This is a genomic window from Pseudoduganella rivuli (genome assembly GCF_009674485.1).
Classification (GTDB): domain Bacteria; phylum Pseudomonadota; class Gammaproteobacteria; order Burkholderiales; family Burkholderiaceae_D; genus Rugamonas; species Rugamonas rivuli_B.
On record NZ_WKJJ01000001.1, the window covers coordinates 626,377 to 648,184 of the forward strand.

At 61.1% G+C, this 21,808-nt stretch carries 10 protein-coding genes and 1 tRNA gene; 5 read left to right on the forward strand and 6 right to left on the reverse strand.

Going from position 1 to position 21,808, the window contains the following annotated elements; all coding sequences use genetic code 11:
- Window positions 1-59: 59 nt before the first annotated feature.
- A complete protein-coding gene (dsr1, locus tag GJ700_RS02630; RefSeq protein WP_154371077.1) occupies window positions 60-3,875 on the forward strand; it encodes an anti-phage defense-associated sirtuin Dsr1 in 3,816 nt (1,271 codons plus the stop codon).
- Between the two features lie 60 nt (window positions 3,876-3,935).
- The gene (locus tag GJ700_RS02635; protein ID WP_154371078.1) at window positions 3,936-5,714 is read left to right on the forward strand and encodes a patatin-like phospholipase family protein; all 1,779 of its coding nucleotides are present in this window, start codon (window positions 3,936-3,938) and stop codon (window positions 5,712-5,714) included.
- A 300-nt stretch (window positions 5,715-6,014) separates the two neighbouring features.
- On the opposite strand, the gene GJ700_RS02640 is transcribed toward GJ700_RS02635, so the two are convergent.
- From GJ700_RS02640 to GJ700_RS02655, 4 genes are all read right to left on the reverse strand, one after another.
- Window positions 6,015-6,107, reverse strand: a tRNA-Ser gene (locus tag GJ700_RS02640).
- Window positions 6,108-6,281: 174 nt separating this feature from the next.
- On the reverse strand, window positions 6,282-8,669 hold the full coding sequence (locus GJ700_RS02645; RefSeq protein ID WP_154371079.1) for a beta-galactosidase: 2,388 nt from the start codon (window positions 8,667-8,669) through the stop codon (window positions 6,282-6,284).
- Window positions 8,666-11,794: a glycoside hydrolase family 2 TIM barrel-domain containing protein gene (locus GJ700_RS02650; RefSeq protein WP_154371080.1), complete on the reverse strand. Its 3,129-nt coding sequence runs from the start codon at window positions 11,792-11,794 to the stop codon at window positions 8,666-8,668. The genes GJ700_RS02645 and GJ700_RS02650 overlap by 4 nt, the downstream gene beginning before the upstream one ends.
- Before the next feature lie 5 nt (window positions 11,795-11,799).
- The gene (locus tag GJ700_RS02655) at window positions 11,800-13,074 is read right to left on the reverse strand and encodes a DUF2264 domain-containing protein (protein ID WP_154371081.1); all 1,275 of its coding nucleotides are present in this window, start codon (window positions 13,072-13,074) and stop codon (window positions 11,800-11,802) included.
- A 251-nt stretch (window positions 13,075-13,325) separates the two neighbouring features.
- Here GJ700_RS02655 and GJ700_RS02660 point away from each other — a divergent pair, with 251 nt between their 5' ends.
- Window positions 13,326-14,504, forward strand: a complete 1,179-nt coding sequence (locus GJ700_RS02660) for a glycoside hydrolase family 88/105 protein (RefSeq protein ID WP_229506743.1) — start codon at window positions 13,326-13,328, stop codon at window positions 14,502-14,504.
- A 139-nt stretch (window positions 14,505-14,643) separates the two neighbouring features.
- Here the strand turns inward: GJ700_RS02660 and GJ700_RS02665 are convergent, their stop codons facing one another.
- Both GJ700_RS02665 and GJ700_RS02670 read right to left on the reverse strand, forming a co-directional pair.
- Window positions 14,644-15,963, reverse strand: coding sequence for a BNR repeat-containing protein (locus GJ700_RS02665; protein WP_229506744.1), 1,320 nt, complete (start codon window positions 15,961-15,963; stop codon window positions 14,644-14,646).
- A 97-nt stretch (window positions 15,964-16,060) separates the two neighbouring features.
- Complete coding sequence (locus GJ700_RS02670) at window positions 16,061-18,949, reverse strand: TonB-dependent receptor (RefSeq protein ID WP_154371082.1); 2,889 nt, start codon at window positions 18,947-18,949, stop codon at window positions 16,061-16,063.
- Between the two features lie 316 nt (window positions 18,950-19,265).
- On the opposite strand from GJ700_RS02670, the gene GJ700_RS02675 reads away from it, so the two are divergent.
- Window positions 19,266-20,303, forward strand: a complete 1,038-nt coding sequence (locus GJ700_RS02675; protein WP_195763758.1) for a LacI family DNA-binding transcriptional regulator — start codon at window positions 19,266-19,268, stop codon at window positions 20,301-20,303.
- Between the two features lie 7 nt (window positions 20,304-20,310).
- Window positions 20,311-21,681: an MFS transporter gene (locus GJ700_RS02680; RefSeq protein WP_154371084.1), complete on the forward strand. Its 1,371-nt coding sequence runs from the start codon at window positions 20,311-20,313 to the stop codon at window positions 21,679-21,681.
- Window positions 21,682-21,808: the final 127 nt, after the last annotated feature.

A 21,808-nucleotide genomic window follows, 5' to 3' on the forward strand; every position in this document is an offset into this window, starting at 1 on the left:
CGTGCACCTGCGCTATGCCGCAGCCGGGCTACGCAATATTCAATGAAAGTGACTAGCAAATGCAATTCGTAGCAAATGGCCCCGATGTACCGGAGGCGCTTCTTCAAGCACACGAAGACGGGCGAGTAGTATTTTTTTGTGGCGCGGGTATTTCCTATCCAGCGGGATTGCCATTGTTTAAAGGTTTGGTTCGCGACATTTATGATCGCCTTGGTCTGACCATGCATGCGTTAGAACAATCGGCATTTAACAAAGACCAGTATGACCTCACCCTCGATTTACTGGAACATCGGCACCGTGGCGGCCGCCTAGCGGTTCGGCGCGAATTAGCCAACGCGCTCAAGCCCAATCTGCGCCGGCCCGGCGCCACGGCGACACATGAATCGCTTTTGCATCTGGCACGGGACCGGGAAGGTGCCCTTCGGCTTCTAACCACCAACTTCGACCGTATTTTCGAGTTACTCGCGAAAAGACTGAAATTACCGCACCAAACGTACTCCGCCCCCATGCTGCCGATTCCGAAAAGTAGCAGGTGGGATGGGTTGGTCTACCTTCATGGCTTGCAACCGTCAAAGGCCGATGATGCGGCTCTGCATCGCCTTGTCGTTACCAGCGGCGACTTTGGCTTGGCGTATCTAACCGAGCGCTGGGCAGCACGTTTCGTGACAGACCTGTTCCGCAATTATGTTGTCTGTTTTGTCGGCTACAGCATCAACGACCCAGTGCTCAGGTACATGATGGATGCATTGGCGGCCGACCGCATGCTTGGGGAGCAATCGCCGCAAGCATATGCGTTCGGCGCATGCAAACCTGGGGCCGAAGCTACAAGCGCCGACGATTGGCGTGCCAAAAGTGTGGAACCCATCCTATATACCACCCCGGTCAATGCAAAGGGCCACGAAGACCATAGCGCACTGCCCAAGACGCTCCAGGCCTGGGCACGCACCTATCGCGCAGGAGCGCTGGGCAAGGAAAGCATCGTCACCGCGCACGCGCTGACCAACCCTTCGGAAAACACCCAACAAGATGATTTCGTCGGACGCATGCTCTGGGCCTTGTCCGATCCACGAGGTTTGGCCGCCAAATGCTTCGCCGAGATGCAACCCGCGCCGCCGATTACCTGGCTCGAAGCATTTTCGGACAAGCGCTTCCGGCATGGGGACCTAGCGAGGTTCGGCGTCCCTGCGCACGCCACTGAAGATGAACAACTTCGCTTCAGTCTGATTTCACGCCCGGCTGCATACCAATATGCGCCGTGGATGGCACTCGGTGGTTATCCGCGCCCCCAATCGAACTTCGATCCGATTATGCGGCACTTGGCAAATTGGATCACGAGGTACCTTAACGACCCGCATTGCCTGTTGTGGCTTTTGGAACAGGGGCCGGCCCCCCATCCGACGCTCGCATGGATCATCTCGCAAAGTTTGAACGAACAGGTGAGGCACCTATCCAATGGCAATGACGCTGAGCTAGAAAGCGTCCTGGCACACTCACCAAATGCAATTGCAAGCCCTGTGATGCGCACACTGTGGGAAATTTACCTCTCGGGCCGCATCAAGCATCGATCCAACGATGTCGACATGTATGATTGGGTGGAGCGATTCAAGCGCGAAGGTTTAACCGCAATGCTGCGCAGCCAGTTGCGGGAGCTGTTATCACCAAGGGTAGAAATCCGCAAATCGTGGCGCGGCATCGCCATGGAAGAGCACCTCGGGGACCGCGGACGCGTCAAGCAATCGATCGACTGGGAACTGACGCTCGTCGCCGACCAAGTGCACCATCAAGTTCGCGAGCTCCACGAATTGCAGTTACTGGCACCGGCTCTCCCGACGTTGATTGTGGATCTACAGCAGCTTTTAAGCGAGGCGCTGCATCTCATGGTCGAATTGGGCGATGCCAACGCATATAGTGACCGCTCGTACTGGGATTTACCTTCGGTCAGCGCCCATGACCAGAACAGCGACTTTCGAACCTGGGTGGTAATGATCGAGCTATTGCGCGACGCCTGGATTGAAATAGGTAAGGTCGATGTAACGCGCGCAACCGGGATCGCGCAGGAATGGTTCAAACAACCATTTGCATGCTTCAAGCGTCTGGCCCTGTTCGCGGCCAGCCACGACCACGTGATCGTCCCTTCCGAATGGGTCGGTTGGCTACTATCCGACAATCGGAGATGGCTGTGGGTCGCAGAAACGATGCGGGAATGTATGCGGCTGCTCGTCTTGCAAGGTGCAAAGTTGCGCCTAAAAGACCAGGCCGACCTTGAATCAGCCATCCTTGAAGGCCCGCCACGAGAGCTATTCCGTGATGACACGTCCGCCGATACGTGGTCTGCGCTCGTTACCCATTCGACGTGGATTCATTTGGCCAAACTGGAGTCTTCAGGGTTAATTCTCGGCACCAGTGCAAAACAACGACTAAACCAACTTTCCGCAGAAAATCCTCACTTCCGTCTTGCATCTGACCAGTCGGACGAATTCTCACACTGGTCAGGCAGTACTTGGGATGGAATCGACAAGCTTTATCGTGAACCAAATCCAGCACCAGCAACGCGGCAAAGGTTGATCGATTGGCTGCGACAGCAGCTTGATACTGACTCAACCTCCTACGAAACCTCTTGGCCGGAGCGCTGCAGGACTCGGCTATACCGATGCACCTCGGCACTCAAGTTGCTGGCCGAGGAAAATGTGTGGCCCTCCATGCATTGGCGAGAAGCTTTGCAAGCATGGTCCGATGACACACTTGCGTTCCGCTCATGGAATTACCTTTCTGCAGTTATGCTGAGTATGCCAGACGCCACCATTGCTGTCATAGCACGCGCGGCGGCAAGGTGGTTACGGGGAGCTGCAGCGTCGATTGAGCCAGGCAATGCATCGCTGCTTACCCTGTGCGCGCGGGTGTTGGCCGTGGCACATGAGAATACTTTTGACCAAGATGAACCGTTGAACCAGGCGATCAATCACCCTGTCGGACAGGTGACAGAAGCATTGGTTACCTATTGGTTCAAGCACGATCCTCAAGACAATACTGGGCTGCCACTTGAGATTGAACCGTTCTTCTCGAAACTTGCCGACACCTCATTTCCACAATTTAGGCACGGCCGCGTCATCCTGGCCTCAAGGCTGATTGCCCTTTACCGGGTGGATCAAGCATGGACAGTTAGACATCTGTTGCCTAACTTTGACTGGGAATTGGATAAGGAAGAGGCCCGGGCTGCCTGGTCAGGTTTCATGTGGTCGGCAAGGCTCTACGCGCCCTTGCTGGCCGCGTTCAAGAAACAACTACTTGCCACCACAAAGCATTTTGCGGAGCTAGGTAAACATCGGCACCGGTTCGCTGCATACATGACATACGCGGCACTCGACCCAATCGAAGACTACTCCACACAGGAGTTTCAGGAGGCCTTGTGCAGCTTGCCTGAGGATGGGTTACATCAGGTGGTGCAAACGCTGGCGCAAGCTCAAGAAGCAGCAGGCGAGCGCCGCGTGGAATTTTGGCGGAGCCGGTTGCGACCGTTCTGGCAGCGAATTTGGCCAAAGGATCGGCACTTCACGTCAAGCGAGATCAGCAGCGCACTTGCAAGGATCTGTGTGGCAGCCGGCGATGAATTCCCGAATGCCGTCCATACCGTTAGCGATTGGTTTGTCCATACCGAGGGTTGGGGGCACGCCGTCCGAACATTACACAAATCCGGACTCGATACCCGCTTTCCTGCGGAGTCGCTCGCAATGCTTAGTGCCATCGTAAGTGAAAAAAGCTGGCCGCTGCCCGATCTGCGTGACGCATTACATGCGATCCGTTCTGCAGCCCCATCGCTCGAAAAAGATGCTGGCTTTGTGCGATTGAACGAATACATGCGGTCACGCGGCACATGACATCCGTAACAGTTAATTTTGCTACCGGTACAAGCCAACGAAAATCTGAAGGAGGAAGACTTGGAACATAATCATTTGCCTTCAATAGCCATCCCCGATCGCCCGATAGCGCTCGCGTTGTCCGGTGGCGGCAAGCGGGCAGCACTGTTCCAATGTGGCGGCTTAATGGCATTGGCCGCGCTGGAGCGGCTGCGCGACGTCAAGCTGGTCTCTTCCATATCGGGCGGGTCACTTGCAGCCCTAGCGCTTAAACGCGTCTTGGCCCTGGAAGCACAACGCGGACAGGACAAGCCCGGCGAATTGCATCTCGGCTGGGGTATTTATGAGTTCCTGGCAAAGAAAATCGCATCGCACGACTTCAGGACCGAAGCCACGTTTGGTCTGAAGCATGCAGCAATGTCGCTCGCCGAAGGGCAACTGCGTATTACAGAATCGATCGCGCAGCAAATTGATCAGCACCTCGGACAAGACAACATCGACACCGGTGGCCCGATAACACTGTTGGGCGCTTGCAAAGTTGACACCAAAGAGCTAGAGGCCATTCCACTGTGTACGGCCAATGCCAGCAGGGCTGTCGCGGCTGCCATGGCGTTGCCCGGCCTTGTCGATGCGATTGCCGTTGCCGACCACGGGGTTCTGGTGGACGGCGGCCTCGCCGACAAAACCGGCCTCCAGTTGTTACAGGAATATGGTTGGCAGGATGACGTGGTTCTGCTGGATGCTTCGACACGCCTGAATACACTCACCAGCACACGCCTCAGTGCGTTGACATCCGCCGTGGCCATCATGGAAGCCGATAGCGAGGCAAAACGCCCGCAGTTGCTGCAAGTGTTCGGCACACGACTGTCGGCGATCAGCCTGCGGGATGCGAACACGCCAGGAGTACGGGCAGAGTTCCTGGGACGCCTCGCCGCGATCCGCACCGACCTTGATCACTTCAGCCCATTGGAAACAGACTCTCTGGTCATCGCGGGCTTTATTGCCACCTGCGTGAAGTTTGGCGATACGCCAGCCGACGCTTTTTCCCGCCTTGAACGTTATGGTACTTTTTCGCCCTGTTTCAAGGATAACGCTGAAACCCTGGGCCGTGCGGTTAGAACCGACGGCCAGCATAAAACCAAGAATGCGGTATGGTACCGTTTGGATATACTGCTCAAAAAAGGGAAACGAAGTGCCCTGCGCGACCTCTTTAGCGGTCATCCCTATCTCAGGCTGACCGGGACATTCAGCGCGATTTTTGCGCCCGCTATCGTCGGTACATGGAGCGTAGCATTCCTTATGGGACTGTTGCTGCTCGGTGCAATGGTTTCAGACTTTTGGGGCGTCAGCCTGGCGACTGGCACTATCGCAACCGCACTGCTCACCGGACTTGTTGCAACAGGCTGGCTGAAGTACATTGCCACCCACCCACTTGGTATCAAATACAGTCTCTTCCTGGTATGCACCGCTCCGCTGCTGCTGGTCGTTGCGCAGTCCTGGCATTTTGTGCTGAACTTATTTCGAAGCAGTGAATTGGTCTCCACAATCGCCTACCCACTCGGGACGCTTGGCCGGCTTGGGGAACTGATTGATCCGCGCCAGTATCGTGGACCATTTTCCAAGAAGAAGGCCGTGCAAATGGTCGCCACCCTAAGCCTGGCCGGATTGCTCTGCTTGAATCCATTCGCACTACTTCCGCAATTAGAGACATTACTTCCACTGAATGACGCCCCTGGTTGGCTCATCCCATGGATATCAAACCGATTAAGCCTTTTCACCTTGGCCTGCATTCTTGGCGCGGAGTTGGGCTTCATCTTCTTAAACGGGATTTCACAACTCTTTAAATACGAACCAAATTGACGCCCCTTTTGCTCATCTGAAAGCCGCATCTTTGGGTAAGCCATGATGGCTGAAGAAGTCGAAGCAGCCGTAATCGACGCGATTGGATTGGAGAGCCAGCCCCATCTTTACCGAGGGAGGCGGATTCAAAAAACGGCGGTGTATTAACCCTTGGCAAGCGAACTGACGCGTGCATTCGGTGCCATACACGCAACACCGTTAAGCAAGCACGCACTTGTGGGTAGACTTGTGGGTAGAAATAAAATATCGAGCCTGAAATAGAAAAAAGCCCTTGAAAATCAAGGGCTTTTCTCATAATACTGGCGGAGGCGGTGGGATTCGAACCCACGATACAGGTTTTGCCCGTATGCTTCCTTAGCAGGGAAGTGCCTTCGGCCACTCGGCCACGCCTCCTAGTCGATTACTCAACTATCGCCTTCTCTCTGCATTGCTGCGTCGATCAGACGAGCGCTATAGTAATGGCCGACTTGGGATTGGTCAAGGAAACGCACGCAAATTTTCGAAAATATTTCATGTTTGCTCATAAATCGTGCAACAGGGCATTAACCACCCACTAAGTACCCTGCTTCAGTCCGCTTCGCTGACCAATTTTTCACCAACATAGACGCGGTAACGGCGAATCCGCCCCGTCACCCCGTCCACGCCCTGCCTTGGCGTATAGCGCAATCCCGCCACGTCCACCGGCGAACCAAGGTCCAGGATCAGGCGGTGCGGATAGGCGGCGGGCAGGCCCGGGCCGCCGTAGGCGCTGTGCCAGTAATCCGTCGCCTGCCCGTTGATCGCGTTCAGCGCCGAGCCGTCTTCCTTGCGCAACTCCTCGCTGCTGGCATAGGCGATCGTCCAGGAGGTCTGGTTCAGGGGCTTGCCCGCCGCGTTCAACAGCGCCAGCTCCGCAATCGCCGCGTGGGGTTTGCCGTCGAAGCCATCCAGCGCCTCGATGCACAGTTGCGCGCCCCGCGCCGCCTGGGCAAAGCGCACATCCTGCGTGGCGCCGCCCGGCGCGAATTCGCCTTCGTGCACGGGGGCCACGCCGTCCAGGCGCGGTTTCACCTTGCTCGGCGGACGGGGCAAGTCGCGGTCGGGCTGCAAGCGGTCCAGGACCGGCGTCGCCAGGCCCGCGATGCGTGCCTGTTGCGGGCCCGTCAAATCCAGCACCACGACTTCATTGCGGCCACGCTTGATCCACGGGCCCGGCAAATACATGGTTTGCGTGGGACCGATGCTCCAGTAGCGGCCCAGGCAGCGGCCGTTAACCCACACCACGCCCTGCCCCCACGCCGACATGTCGAGGAACGTGTCCGCAGGCGAAGCGGCGTCGAAGTGGCCGCGCCAGAACGCGGCGCCCTTGCTGCGGCCCTTGTTCCACTTCAGCGGTGGCAGCTCGGCGTCCGCGTCAAAGTCGATGGCCTGGATTTCCCAGTTCTCCAGCGGCTGCGGCGCGAAGCCTTTCACCGTCAAGGTGACGGGACCATGCAACCCTTTGCGATCATGCACTTCCATGCCGAAATTGACGCGCGCGATCGTGTACAGCAGGATCGTCAGTACGGCAGGCTTGCTGCGAGCCGGCAGGTCGACCTTGAAGCGGCGGTGGCGCGTATCCAGCGTGCCCACTTCCACGCCATCGACATGCACCCACGCCAGGTCGCGCACCCGCGCCGCCTCCAATACGGCGGCCGGCCCCGCCGGCAAGGTGACTTTATACGCCACCAGGCCGCGGCTGATGTCGTATTGCTCGATCGGACGCGGCGACACATCGCGGATCACGTTGGCTGGCAAATTGTCGAATACCGCGGCCGATTCCCTCAGCATGAACGATGGAACGGTCATGACGGCGCAGCGCGGCGGCGCCGGCGGCAGCGCCTCGCCCGGCTTGAGGAAGGGCTTGATGCCATCGCGGTACGCCTTGAATTTCTCGCCCGTCCACCCGGCTTCGCTGATTGGTGCGTCGTAATCGTAGCTGCTGGTATCGGGACGGAACGGACGGTCGCAGCCGCCCCACAGGCCGAACGACGTGCCGCCGTGCGCCATGTACAGGCTGAACGAACCGTTGGCCGCCAGCATGGTCTTGATGTCTTCCACGGCCTTGGCCGGGCTGCCCGTGCGGTGCGGCGCGCCCCACGTGTCGAACCAGCCCGAGTAATATTCGCCGCACATCTTCGGTCCCTGCTGCACGGATGCCAGCGTCTTGAAGCCGCCCTGCGGATCGCTGCCGAAGTTCGCCACTGAAAACAGTTCGGGAATATGCGTCTTGGCCACCGCGTTGGTGGGGTTGCACTGGAACAGCGGCACGTCGAAGCCCGCGCCGATGATGGCGCGGCGCATGGTGCGCATGTAATCCAGGTCTTCCCCAAAGAAGCCGTATTCGTTTTCCACCTGCACCATCAGGATCGGCCCGCCGCGCGTGACCTGCTGCGGTCCCAGCACCTTGCCCACTTCCGCCAGCCAGCGTTGCACGGGCCTGGTGAAACGCTCGTCGCTGGTGCGCAGGAAGGCGTCGCCCGGCTGCTTCAGCAGCCACCACGGCAGACCGCCCATTTCCCATTCCGCGCACGCGTACGGTCCGGGACGCAGGATGACCCACAAGCCTTCCTGCTGCGCCAGGCGGCAGAATTCCGCCGCGTCGCGCTGGCCGGACCAGTCGTAGCGGCCTTCGCGCCATTCGTGGTAATTCCAGAACAGGTAAGCGCACACCGTGTTCAAGCCCATCGCCTTCAGGGCTTTCAGGCGGTGCGTCCAGTATTCGCGGGGCACGCGGGCGAAGTGCATTTCGCCGCACCGGATTTGCAGCGGCGCGCCGTCCAGCCGGAAGTCATTGGCGCCGATGGCGAAGCGCGCCGCTTTGGCATCGGCCGCCTGCGCTTGCGCGCCGCCCGGCACGGCGAACGGCAGCAGGGTTCCGCCCAGCGCCGCGGCGGCGCCGCCCAGCACGCGGCGGCGTGGCAGTTGATTCGTCATGGCAGTTCCTTTTGCGGCGAAATGGTAAAGCTGTAGTGCAGCGGTTTCAATGGAACGCGGTATTTCACGATCGGCCAGCCGCGGTCATCCCAGCCGGTATCGCCACCCACGCCGGCCTGCGCCGCGTCCACCATCAACGTGCCATCGCCGTGCGGCACGATGTCGGAACTGTGCCAGGTGCCACGCGGGCGCGGGTACAAGTCTTCATACGGGAACGCCAGCGCATTGACCGACAACGGCTGCGCACCCGTCACGCGCAGGCCGCCCTGCTCGCCAAACAACGCCAGCCAGCGCACGTCCGTCTTGTTGCCGCTTTCCTGCGGGCGAACATACTGGTGGTACTGATCCGCCACCTTGCCGCGATACAGGCCGATGGCGGCGCCCGTCAGGCGGTCGGCATACGATTCCTGCGGGCCGCGGCCATACCAGGCCACACCGGTCAGGGCCGGGGCGTGGTTGAAGCGCAAGCCCACGCGCATCGGGTCAGGCAAATCGTCGCGCAGCGGCGTGAATGTGGCGTCCACGTTGACCTTGCCCTGCGCATCCATGCGGTACGTGGTTTCCCAGCGCACCGTGCCAGCGCCGAAGCTGTACTCGACGCGCACCGCATCGCCGGCCACGGCCACGTTGCGCACATACCGTTTTTCCGTGAAGTCTTTCCAGACCTGGCGGGTCTTGGCAAAACCCGTGTCCTGGTCGTTGTCCGTCATGGCGCGCCAGAAGTTCGGGCTGCCGCCTTGCAGCAATGGCTTACCATCGACCGACAGGTTCACCATGCCGGTCGCCTTGTCCACCGCCAGGCGCGTGGCGCCGCCCTGCAGCACCAGCGCGTTGCCATCCACGGCCGGAGCCAGCCAGCGAGTGGATGCAGCCGCTTTCGGCGCCTGCAGGATGAACTGGCTGAAGCCCAGCTCATGGCCGGCCGGCACGCCTTTCACGGTCCCCTCCTTCGCTTCGGCGCGGATGGTGAGGATGTATTCGGAACCCGCCTCGCGCTTGAACGCGGGCAGCTTGAACGGTACGGCGGCGCGGCCCTGCGCAGGCGCGTTCACGCCGGCCAGGTCGCCGCGCGCCACCGGCACGCCATCCCTGCTGACGGTCCATTTAAAGGCCAGGCCGGACAAGTCGTTGAAGTCGTGGCGGTTCACGACCGCCAGCGTGCCCCTGGCCGGGTCGCCTTCGAACACCACCGGCGAATACACCTTGCGCAATTCATAGTATTCGGGGTCCGGCGTGCGGTCGGCCCGCACCAGGCCATCCGACACCACCGACATGTCGTTGCGCGGATTCTTGCCGAAGTCTTCGCCCTGCGCCCAGTATGGACGGCCGTCCGGCGTTTTCAGGATCATGGCCTGGTCCACCCAGTCCCAGATGAAGCCGCCCTGCAGCTTCTTGCGGGAACGGATGGCTTGCCAGTATTCCTCCAGGTTGCCCAGGCTGTTGCCCATCGCGTGCGCATATTCGCACTGGATCATCGGCTGCGGATGGCGCGGGTCGTCGGCATAGCCGAGCATCTTGTCGACGTCGTCGTACATGGGCGCATAGATGTCCACGTACGGATTCGGCAGGTGATCTTCACCCAGCGCGCCATATCCCAGGTAGGAAATCAGGCGGCCCGGGTCGCGCTGGCGTATCCAGCGCGCCGCGTTTTCAAAGTTCGGGCCCGTGCCGGCCTCGTTGCCCAGCGACCAGATCACCACGCTCGGGTGGTTCTTGTCACGCTCCACCATGCGCGAGATGCGGTCCAGGTGCGCCAGCGCCCACTGCGGCTTGTAGCCCAGCTGGATTTTTTCGCGCTCGGCGGGATGCTGGTCGCCCTCGCGCATGTACTCGTGCGATTCCAGGTTGGCTTCGTCATACACGTACATACCGTATTCATCGGCCAGGTCATACCAGCGCGGATCGTTCGGGTAGTGCGATGCGCGCACGGCGTTGACGTTGGCCTGCTTCATCAACTCGATGTCGCGGCGCATGGTTTCTTCCGACAGCACGCGGAACGTGTGCGGGTCGTGTTCATGGCGGTTCACGCCCTTGAACAGGATGCGCTTGCCGTTCAGGCGTACTTCGCCGTCATTGATTTCCACGGTGCGGAAACCGATCTTGCGCGACGTGGCCGACACCAGTTTGCCATCGCTGTCCACGTGTTCCAGCACCAGCCGGTACAGCGACGGCGACTCGGCCGACCATGGCTTAACGCCGGGAATGCGGCCCTGCAGCGCCGCGGCCTTGCCGCCCGTGATGGCAGTTTGCAGCGCCAGCACCTGGCGCTCGCCGTCATACACGGTGGCGCGCAACTGGCCGCTGCCTTCGCCACGGAAGCTCGGTTCCACCGTCAGCACACCATCCTTGTAGCCGTTCTTGTCGAGCAGCGCGCTGGCGCCATAGTCGCGCAAATGGGTTTTCGGTTCCGCATACAGGTACACGCTGCGTTCGATGCCGGACACGCGCCAGAAATCCTGGTCTTCCAGGTACGAGCCATCGGCGAAGCGGTACAGCTCGATCGCCACCACGTTCTTGCCGGGCTTGAGGTATCTGGTCACGTTGAATTCGGACGGCAGCTTGGAGTCTTCCGAATAGCCGACCTTTTCGCCATTGACCCAGATGTAATAGGCGGCGCCTGCGGCGCCGATGTGCAGGAACACGTCGTTGCCGTTCCAGCCGGCCGGCACGTCGATGTCGCGCCGGTACGAACCCACCTCGTTCATCGCATGCAGGATGTACGGTTCGTTGCGGGGGAACGGGTAATCGATGTTGTTGAAATAAGGCTGGCCATAGCCCTGCGCCTGCATAATGCCCGGCACCTGGATCGTGCCCCAGCCGCTGACGTCAAAGCCGGGCTGGTAAAACGCGGCCGGGCGCGATTCGGGATTTTTCGAGTAAGCGAATTTCCACGTGCCGTCCAGCGACAGGAAGCGCTGCGATTGCGCCTTGTCGCCCTTCTTCGCCAGCGCCGTGCTTTCGAAATTGAAGAACGTGGCTTTCATCGGCTCGCGGTTGACCTGCACGACTTCAGGCATTTCCCATTCGGCCACGGCGGGCGCCGTTTCGGCGCAGGCGCCGTTCCATGCTTGCAGCGCCAGTGCGCACGCCAGCACGGCGGCGCGCAATTTCAATGTGTGCGTCATATGTGTCAGTAATTTACGGGGTAATCTTTGGGGAAGCGCTTGCCCGCAAACGCTTTCTTTTGCGTCCAGTCTTGCGCGGCAGCGGTCCAGTAACTGTCCGTCTCCGGCAAACCCAGCGCCAGCAAGCCGGCCGAGGCGATGTACATGCTGCCGTTGTTCGAATACCAGTCGCCCAGTTCCGGCTGGTGGCCGGCAAAGCCGATGGTGAGATAGCCGTCTTTGGTGAAGTTGTCCGGCGCGCTCCACACGGCCTTGTGCACCGCATGCAGCGCGGCGCGCACCTGCCCTTCCGGCAGGCTGGCCGGCAATTGCTTGCGCCACGCCAGCAGCGCCAACGGCTGGAACGCGGCCGTGCGGTAGGTCAGCGAGCGGCCGATCGGCGGGAACGTGCCTTCCGGCCCGATGAAGCGCTCGAGGTGCTCGCCGTAGCGCTGCATGCGTTTCAATGCCTGCGCGTGCAGCTCGGCCGGTTTCGCGTTCCAGAACGGCGCATTCGATTTCGCCAGCACTTCCAGTACTTCCACCAGCATCGGGTACATGACGAACGAATTGTAGTAATCGAAGTGGAACGATTCGCCATCCTTGATCCAGCCGTCGCCCACATACCACTCGTTGATCTTGCGGATCGCCACGTTCATGCGCATCGGGTCGTGTTCTTCGCCCACCGACAGCAGCCACGCTTCATTCATGGCGGCGAACAGCATCCAGTTGATGTATGGCGGTTCGATGCGGCGCAGGCTCTTGATCTCGGCCACGATGCGGCGCTTGGTGGTGGGGTCCAGCGGCTCCCACAGCGCTTTCGGCGCGCGCATCAGCGCATTGGTGAAGTAAGCGGAATCGACCAGGGCCTGGCCGTGCCCTTTCCACAGCAGGTAATCCGGGTTGGCCGGATCGACGGAATTCACGTAGCTTTGCAGCGCCAGCTCGCGCAGGCGCTTGCGGGTGCGGCCTTCCGCGCCGGCGTCGTCCGGCAGCGCCAGCCATGGCGCGATACCGGCGATCAGGCGGCCAAAGCATTCGAGATAAGCGACGCGCTGGTCGCGGCCATCCCAGGTGGGGCTGACTTCCAGCGGAAATTGTTTTTGCAGTCCGCCGCGCGCCATATTGGCCAGCACGGGTTCCGCCATTTTTTGCGCCAGCGCGGCCAGATAGGCGCGCTCGTTGGCGCCTGTTGCGCCTGTTGCGGCGGTTGCCGGCGCGGCCTGGACGGCTTGGGCCGTGCCTGCGGCGCCGGCGGCCATTCCGGCGGCCAGCGCCTGCATGAAGTTACGGCGTTCCATACCCCTTTGTCTCCTTGTTGTGATGTGACAACGCTACCATATCGAAATGAAATATCTTATCGAAGAACACTGGTGCGTGCCATCCGGGGTCAATCGCTCAAAGCGATGATTTTTGTTAATTAATTCAAGGATATGGCGTTTCGTATGCCTACAGCTATTCCAAAAAAACCGGCTGTTATACGAAATTAATATGGTAACGTGCAAACAAACATGGGTAAGCTGGCGCTCATTGCACTCCACGATATCCACTTATGACCCCTACTTTGCTACCCGGTTTTTCCCGCAGGCGCGCCATGGCGTGCGCGCTGGCAGGCATGGTTTTGACGCTGTCCGGCTGCGCGGCGGTTGATACGCCCGCCACCGCCACGCGGCCCGCACTGAACGCGGAAGCGCTGGCTTTGATCGGCCAGGTCAACACGTATTGGCAGCGCACCACGCCGGCCGAGGAAACCGCGTTCTGGAATGTGGCGGCCTACCACACGGGCAATATCGAAGCGTACCGCGTGACAGGCAACGAAGCGTACCGGCGCTATTCGGAGAACTGGGCGGAGCATAACCGGTGGATGGGCGCGCGCTCGAACGACAAGCGCCAGTGGAAGCTGACCTATGGCGAGACCGATGATTTCGTCCTGTTCGGCGACTGGCAAATCTGCTTCCAGACTTATGTGGACTTGTACAACCTGGACCAGCGCCGCCAGCCGGCGCGCATTGCGCGGGCGCGCGATGTGATGGAATACCAGATGGGCACACCGCGCAGCGATTACTGGTGGTGGGCCGATGGCCTGTACATGGTGATGCCGGTGATGACCAAGCTGTATGGCGTGACGGGCGACCGGCGCTATCTGGACAAGCTGTCCGAATACTTTGCCCATGCGAACAGCATCATGTATGACGGCGACGAACGGCTGTATTACCGCGATGCGCGCTTTGTCTATCCGGCCCACAAGAGCGCCAATGGCCGCAAGGATTTCTGGGCGCGGGGCAATGGCTGGGTATTCGCGGGGCTGGCCAAGGTATTGCAGGATTTGCCGGCCGGCGATCCGCACCGGGCCGAATTCGAGGCGAAATTCAGGGGCATGGCGGCGGCATTGAAGGCGGCGCAGCAGCCGGACGGCTACTGGACGCGCAGCCTGCTCGATCCGACGCATGCGCCGGGTCCGGAGACGAGCGGCACGGCGTTCTTCATCTATGGCGTCCTGTGGGGCATCAACCACGGCTTGCTGCCGCGCGCGGAATACCTGCCGGTGGCGCTGAACGGGTGGCGCTTCCTGCGCACGGTGGCGGTGCAGACCGATGGCAAGGTCGGCTACGTGCAGCCGATCGGCGACCGCGCGCTGCCGGGACAGGTGGTGGACAGGAATTCGACCGCGCATTTCGGCGTGGGGGCGGTGTTGCTGGCGGCGGCGGAGATGGCGCGGCTGAAGGATTGACAGGCTTCTTGTGGAACGGGGACTTGATACGTCTCCCTTTTTGCCGGAGGGTGGGCAACCACCTCCGGTATTTTTTTATAGAAATTTGGTGCCTGGCCCCTTTTGTACTATCGTTCGCATTTCGCGCATTAGGGACCGGCTATGGGGGTGTCCATTCGAGGACGCGCACCATTGATGGGGCTGCCTTTATCAGGCCTTCGCCATCAACCTGGCGCACGGTTTGGATGAAAAGATTTAATTCACCCTTGCGCCAACGCTCGGTATCGAACGATGGCTCCCAGGCGCCGACGGAATCCGCAGTGAGATCCTGGATGCGCCAGCCTGGCCGGGTGAAATCGGGGATATCCACAACCGAGACCTTGCCGCCCCGCTCTTCGTCGCGGAAAACCAGCAGCGCGGCAGGCTTGCCGTCACGCTCGCGCACCATGATTTGCGGGCGGGCGATGGGGATGGCCTTGGTGCCCATGCCGCTCAGCGAAAACGGCGTGGTGCGGAATGGCAGGTCGAACTGGCGCCATGCGCCGCCTGCGCGGTACAGCACGTGGTATTGCGGCACGGTTTCCCCTGCCGCGCGCCAATAGCTGGCGATATACGGATTGCCTGCGCGGTCCGCCGCCATCGACGTCTGGTTGATTAATTCACTGCCTTGCGGGATGCGCGCCGCATATTCCGCACTGGCGGCCGTCACCGGCAGTGAATAAGAGACACCATCGGAACGCTGCCACGTCACACCGCCATCGACCGAACGCGCATAAGCCATGTCGTGGTTGCTCGCGACATCCGGCGATTCGCGCCAGACCCAGGACAGGTGCACCGTGCCCGTGTCATCGACATATGCCTGCCAGTAGGCATTGCGCCGCCCTTCCCCGCTCAGCAGGTTGTCGTGCAGGCGGGTCCAGGCGCCCGTCCTGACGTCATAGCGGTTGACCACCAGGTTACCTTTGCCCGATCCGCCGTCGCGGTACAGGAACAGCAAATTCCCGTCCGGCAGGCGATGAAACTCGGGATAAGACACAGCCTGCTCATCGCGCCCCGTCATCGCCTGTTTTTCCGACAGTTGCAAGGATCCCGGCGCCACCGCGCGCGCATAGCGCAGCGGGTGGTTGTGGTGGTCCCACGCCATGTGCAGCACGCCCGCGCCATCGGCCATGATGCTGATGCTGTTGTGCGCATCGCGTGCATTGCCCTCATATGGTGTGCGTTGCAATTCCCAGCGCGTATCGCCCAGTTTGCGCTTGCCCAGCACCACATAGGCATCGTCGTCGTAATAGGCGATGTATTGCGTGTCGCCGTGGGTGGCCAGCGCATTCTTGCGGAATACCACGGCGTTGACGGAGTTGTTGGCCCAGCCGGGGCCGACATCGACCAGGCGCACCGGGCCACCATCGACCGGCTGCCATGTCGCGCATCCGGCCACCGCCGCCATCGCCAGCGCGGCAAAAATTTTCTTTAACATCATACGGATCTTGAAATGCAAAAACGCGGGACCGGCGTATTGCCAAGTCCCGCAGATGGTCTATGGATCCCCGCCTACGCGGGGATGACATGGCGCCGGATTACAGCTTGCCCCGGATCCCGAACTTGATCGTGCGGCCATCATACTTCGCGTAATCCATGCGCGTGCGCTTGCCGCTGCCGTACTGGCCGGTGGCGTCTTCGAAGTAATCGTAGGCCAGCGTGTTCGACAGGTTCAGCGCATCGAGGCGCAGTTCCAGTTGTTCGCTGATCTTGTAGGCAATGCTGGCGTCCAGGTAACCGCGGGCGGCGCGCCAGCGGATCAAATCGTCGCCCAGGTTGCGCGGGTTATCGCCATGCAGCGAGCGGCCCTTATAGTTGTACGACAGCCGCACCGCCAGTGGCCCCTTCTCGTAATAACCGGTCGCGCTGTACGCATACTTCGGCACGGAATTGACTTCGATTTCCTTGCCCGCGTTGGTGATCCATTTCGCGCTGTTGAATGGGTCGATGTGCGTGAAGCTGGCCAGCGCGCCCAGTCCCTTGAACGGCTCCGGCAGGAAGGTGAACGCCTGCTGGTACGCCAGTTCATAGCCTTTCAGCGTCTGCTTGCCCGCATTGCTGTAGCTGCGCAGGGTCATCGGCAAGTTCGGGTCCACTTTGCCCTGCGCGTTCTGGAAGATCGCGCCCAGCGCGGTATCGGGCAAGCCCAGCGAACCAAAGGTGACATTGGTGGTACTGGACACCGTGGCATCGGTCAGGTCTTTCTTGAACACGGCCGCCGACAGCAGGCTGCCCGGCTGGAAGTACCATTCCAGGCTGGTGTCCAGGTTCTTCGATTGCTGCGGACGCAGGCTCGGGTTGCCCGCCGTCGCCGTGTTATCGAACGGGTTTGGAATCACGGTTTGCGCGGCAATTATCGACAGCGATGCGCGCGAAATCGTCTTGCCCCACGACGCGCGCCACATCAGGTTTTCCGTCACATCCAGCGCCGCGCTCAGCGCCGGCAGCGCATTGGTGTATGACCCCTTTTCCTGGTTCGGCTGGTACGTCAATCCCGCGCCCTGCTGTTTAAAGTTGTCGATCAGGGTTTCGGTTTTCGCATAGCGCACACCGGCATTCAACCGCAGTTCGCGGTCCAGTACCTGGCCCTTGAAATCCGACTGCACGAAGAAGGTGCTGACTTTTTCCTGGGCCGTGAAGCTTTGCGCCGGCGTGAAGGTGGCCTCCGTGTTGTAGGCCAGCGGATCGAACGTCGAATACGTATAGTCGCGCGTAAAGGTGCCCCATGCATGCGGCCAGCCCGCGCCCATGTCCAGGTTGGAAATCGGCAGCGCCGACGTCATGCCGCTGCGCATGCCCGTATTGCCCAGCGTATTGAGCTTGGCGGTCATGGCCGACGTGGCGTTGCGCTTGTTGATGCCCTTTTCCGTATCGACATAGACCAGGCCCGCCTTCAGATGGCCGGTCCAGTCGCCAGGCAAACCATAATCCCAGTCCGCCGCCACGCGCGCCTGCTTGGCCTTGTCGGTCTCGCGGGTCCAGCCGGTGCCGATGCCGAAGCCCTGGAAGTTGTTCGGGTCGGTGTAGCTGACCGGGGACGACAGCGATGGATACACGTGGTCGTCGCCGTAGGAAATCGTGGAATCGACACCGAAGATCTGGCCGGACAGCGTGTCCTGGTAACTGGTGGCCTTGCTGCTGTTGCCGCTCACCTGCCCCGTCAGCACCAGGCCGTCCCGCACGGCCCAGCGGCCATTCAGCGCGGTGTAGCCGAAGCGCGTTTCATCTTCGCTGTACGTGACGCCGCTGCTGTACGACGTGTTGCCGAAGGTGCCCGTCAACAGGTTCGATTCGCGGTCGATCTGCACGTTGACCGGCACGAAGCCGCTGTGGCCCGTCTGGCCGGCCGGCGCGCTGCGGTTGGTGGTCTTGCTGTTGCGGACCAGCAGGCCGAAGTACATTTCATCGCGCGTGTTGGTCAGCTTCGAATACAGCGTGTCGAGACTGATATTCAGGCCGCCATCCTTGTATTGCAGCGACGATACCAGGCCGTCGCGCGTGCGGTCGTTGGCCGAGCCATAGAAGCGGTAGATTCGGGGCAGCAGCGCGTTGTCGACGTCGCTGCGGGTATAGCTGCCCAGGTTGGCGCGCGGGTCGTCGTAATCCAGCGCGACGGCGAAGTTGCCTTTCACGGGGCTCTGGCTGCCGCGCGCGGAACTGTTGTAGCCGCCCGTGGCTTCAAAGCCGGAGCGGTTGTTGACGGACGACGAGTGCGACACGCCGGCCAGCAAGCCCCATGGCCCCCACGTGTCCGAGAACAAGGCGAAGCCGGTCGGATCGGTTTTCTTCGACATCGTGTTATACGACGCGGACAGCGCGTAGCGCACGGTGCGTTTCGGGTTGTCGAACGGGCGCGGGGTCTGCAAATCCACCACGCCGCCCATGCCGCCTTCGGTCAATTCGGCCAGTGGCGATTTATAGAAATCCACGCGGCCAAACAGTTCGGACGCGAACACGTCATAGTTGAAGCCGCGCGCCGCGCTGCCGATGGTGCTGGTGGACGTGGCGTTGACCGGCGCCCCATTCAGGGTCGTGATGGAATACTCGGTCGGCAAGCCGCGGATGGAAATGCGCTGGCCTTCGCCAGAACTTTCATCGCGGTTCAGGATAATGCCCGGCACGCGCTGCAGGGATTCCGCGATATTCGCTTCCGGGAATTTGCCGATGTCTTCCGCCACGATGGAATCGCGCACGCCGATGGCTTGCTGCTTCAGGTTCAGCGCCTTTTGCAGGCTGGAGCGGAAGCCCGTCACCACCACGGTACTGACCGGGTCCTGCCCTGCCGCCGGTGCTGCGGCCTCCGGCGCGGCGGCAGGGGCGGCAGCCTCGCTGGCGCCCTGCGCGGCACTGTCCTGCGCCATGGCGGCCGGGCCGTATGCGGCGGACAGCGCCAGCGGCAGCAAGGTGGCGAGTATGGTTTTTTTCATCGATGTCTCCTTTTGTTTTGTGGTTCGACATCAGACTATCAATTTTTGTTTGCACGTTACCATACGAAAATCACATAACTGATGAGGTTTTCGATATAGCTCACGGAAAATTTTTATAACCCATTGTTTTTGCGGAAAAAGATTGTGCACCACGCGTACCTGCGGCGAGCCGGGTTTCAATCAAAAATTTGATTAGTTCGAAAAACCACCTATGTTAGCGTTGTCATGTCACAACGCCATGCCGACCAACCGGCTGCTGGCGCGCTTTAGCCGCTATCATTCGGCAAAACCAACCTATCAAAAGGACCACCGGGCAATGCGCAAAGGAAGTACGGGAAGTACGCTGACCGAGGTGGCCAAGGCTGCCGGAGTTTCCATGATTACCGCGTCGCGCGCGATCCGGGGCCTGGGCTATGTATCGGAAGCCACACGGCAGCGCGTGCTGCAGGCTGCCGAGCAGTTGCACTACCAGCCGGACATGCTGGCCAAGCGCATGCGCGGCGATACCGGCAACCTGATCGGCGTGTTCATCAATAACTTCGGTTCCGTCGTCATGCATGAGCTGATCAGCGCGATCAGCCAGGAAGCGCGCCGCCTCGGTTACGACCTGGTGGTGTTCCACGCGCAAAGCTTCAACGAGCCTGGCCGCGCCGCCACCAGCGACATGTTGCGCAAGCTGTGCGAGGGCTTGCTGCTGGTGCTGCCCAACACGTTCGACCATTACCTCGACCGCCTGGAAAAAGACCGCTTCCCCTGCGTGCTGGTGAACTTCGCCGCGCGCAAGATGGATTTGCCGGTGGTGGTGTGCCAGAACCGCCAGGGCGCGCGGGACGCCATCGACCACTTGCTGGCGCTGGGCCACCGCCGCATCGGCTTTATCGCCGGCACGCCGTTCACGGGACAGAGCGCGGAACGCCAGCGCGGCTATGTCGATGCGCTGTGCGCGGCCGGGGTCGACATCGATCCCGCGCTGATCGTGGAAGGCGACTTTACGCAGGTATCCGGCTTTCCCGCCGCAGAACACTTGCTGTCGCTGGCCGATCCGCCAACGGCGATTTTTGCGGCCAACGATGAAATGGCGCTGGGGGCGCTGGATGCGATCCGCACGCGCGGCCTGAGCGTGCCGGACGATATTTCACTGGTGGGATTTGACGACATCCCCGCCGCCCGCTACGCGTATCCTGCGCTGACCACGCTGTCGCAGCCGTTTGCGGAAATGGGCGTGCGCGCCGTCAAAGAGCTGGTCGAGATCATGAAGGGCAAGGAAGTCACGGCGCAGCGCATTGAATTTGCCACGCCGATGGCGCTGCGCGGGTCGACAGGGCCGGTACGCACGACGCAGAGCGGCACATGAACGGCACATGAACGCCTCCACCCGATTGCAGGCAGGCGCCTTGCGCTATACGGCCGCCGGGCTGGGGATCGTGATTTTCTGGCTGCTGCTGGGCGAATTCGCCATCGCCATGCGCGAGCGTTCCGCGCTGCCGGGCGCGCTGGAATTACTGCGGCGGCACCACGCGTCCGACACCACGGTATCGCTGCTGATGTCGTCCGTCCCCGCCCTGCTGGGCATCATCCTCGGGCCGCTGGTCAGCTACCACTCGGACCGCCACCGTGGCAGGCTGGGACGGCGCCTGCCATACCTGATCGCGGCCACACCCGTCGGCGCGACCGCCATGGTGGGATTGGCGGCATGCCCGTGGCTAGGCCAGTGGAGCGATACGATGCTGGGCACGTGGTCGCCCGGCGTGGATAACTGCGTGCTGGCGTGGTTTTGCCTGTGCTGGGGTATTTTCGAATGCATCGCCATCGTGACCTTGGCGCTGTATGCGGGCCTGGTCAACGATATCGTGCCGTTCCCGATCCTCGGCCGCTTCTTCGCGGCGGTGCGCGTGGTGAGCCTTGGCGCGGGCATCCTGTTCAATTACTGGCTGTTCCCGCTGACGGACACCCACCTGTTCGACGTGCTGGCGGGGATCGGCATCCTGTTCGGCGTCGGCTGCCTGTGGATGTGCGCGATGGTGAAGGAAGGCCCGTATCCGCCGGTGACCGGCAGCGGCCTGCGACGCCCCGGCGTGGCGCAGGTGGCGCGGGAATACGCCACGGCATGTTTCGCGGAGCGGCGCTACCTGTGGGTCTATGGGGCGCTGATGCTGGCGGCCGTCGCGTTCACGCCATTCAACACGTTTTGCCAGTATTACGCGGCATCGATGGGTATGTCGAAAGCCACGCTGGGCGAATTGACGGCGGCGTCTTACATGGTATCCATCGTGCTGGCATTTTTTATCGGCGCGGCGGCGGACCGCTGGGGCGCCGTGCACGTGTCGCTGGCGGTGCTGGCGCTGTACGTGCTGGTCTCCAGCGCAGGGTTTGCGTGGGTGCGCGACGCGGGCAGCTTCGCCTGGCTGTACGTGGCGCACGTGGTAGTGTCGGGCGCCTATTACACGGCATCCGCGTCGATCCCGATGGCGCTGTTCCCGCGCCTGCATTTCCTGCAATTCAATGCGGCCAAAGATTTGATGGTGGGGGTGGCGACCATCGCCGCCGGCTTGCTGCAAGGGCCGCTGCTGGACTGGTCGGGGCATGATTACAGCCTGACCTTGCTGAGTGCCGTGGCGTTGTCTGGCGGCGGCGTACTGTGTTTGCTGCGAATCCGTAGGGCGGGTTTTTACGGGGACGCCGAGTCAAACCCACCTTGCATGCAGCCCGGCGGCGCTGCGGCGGCTTTGTAAAAGCCGCCCTTCTATGAAGTTTGTCCAGGTACGTCAGCAAATTCTTTCCAAACTGTGCTCCGCCTATTCGCCGACTGGCCCGGGGTCAAGGGTGTATCTTCCTTGACGCCGGGGCAGCCGGCATTAC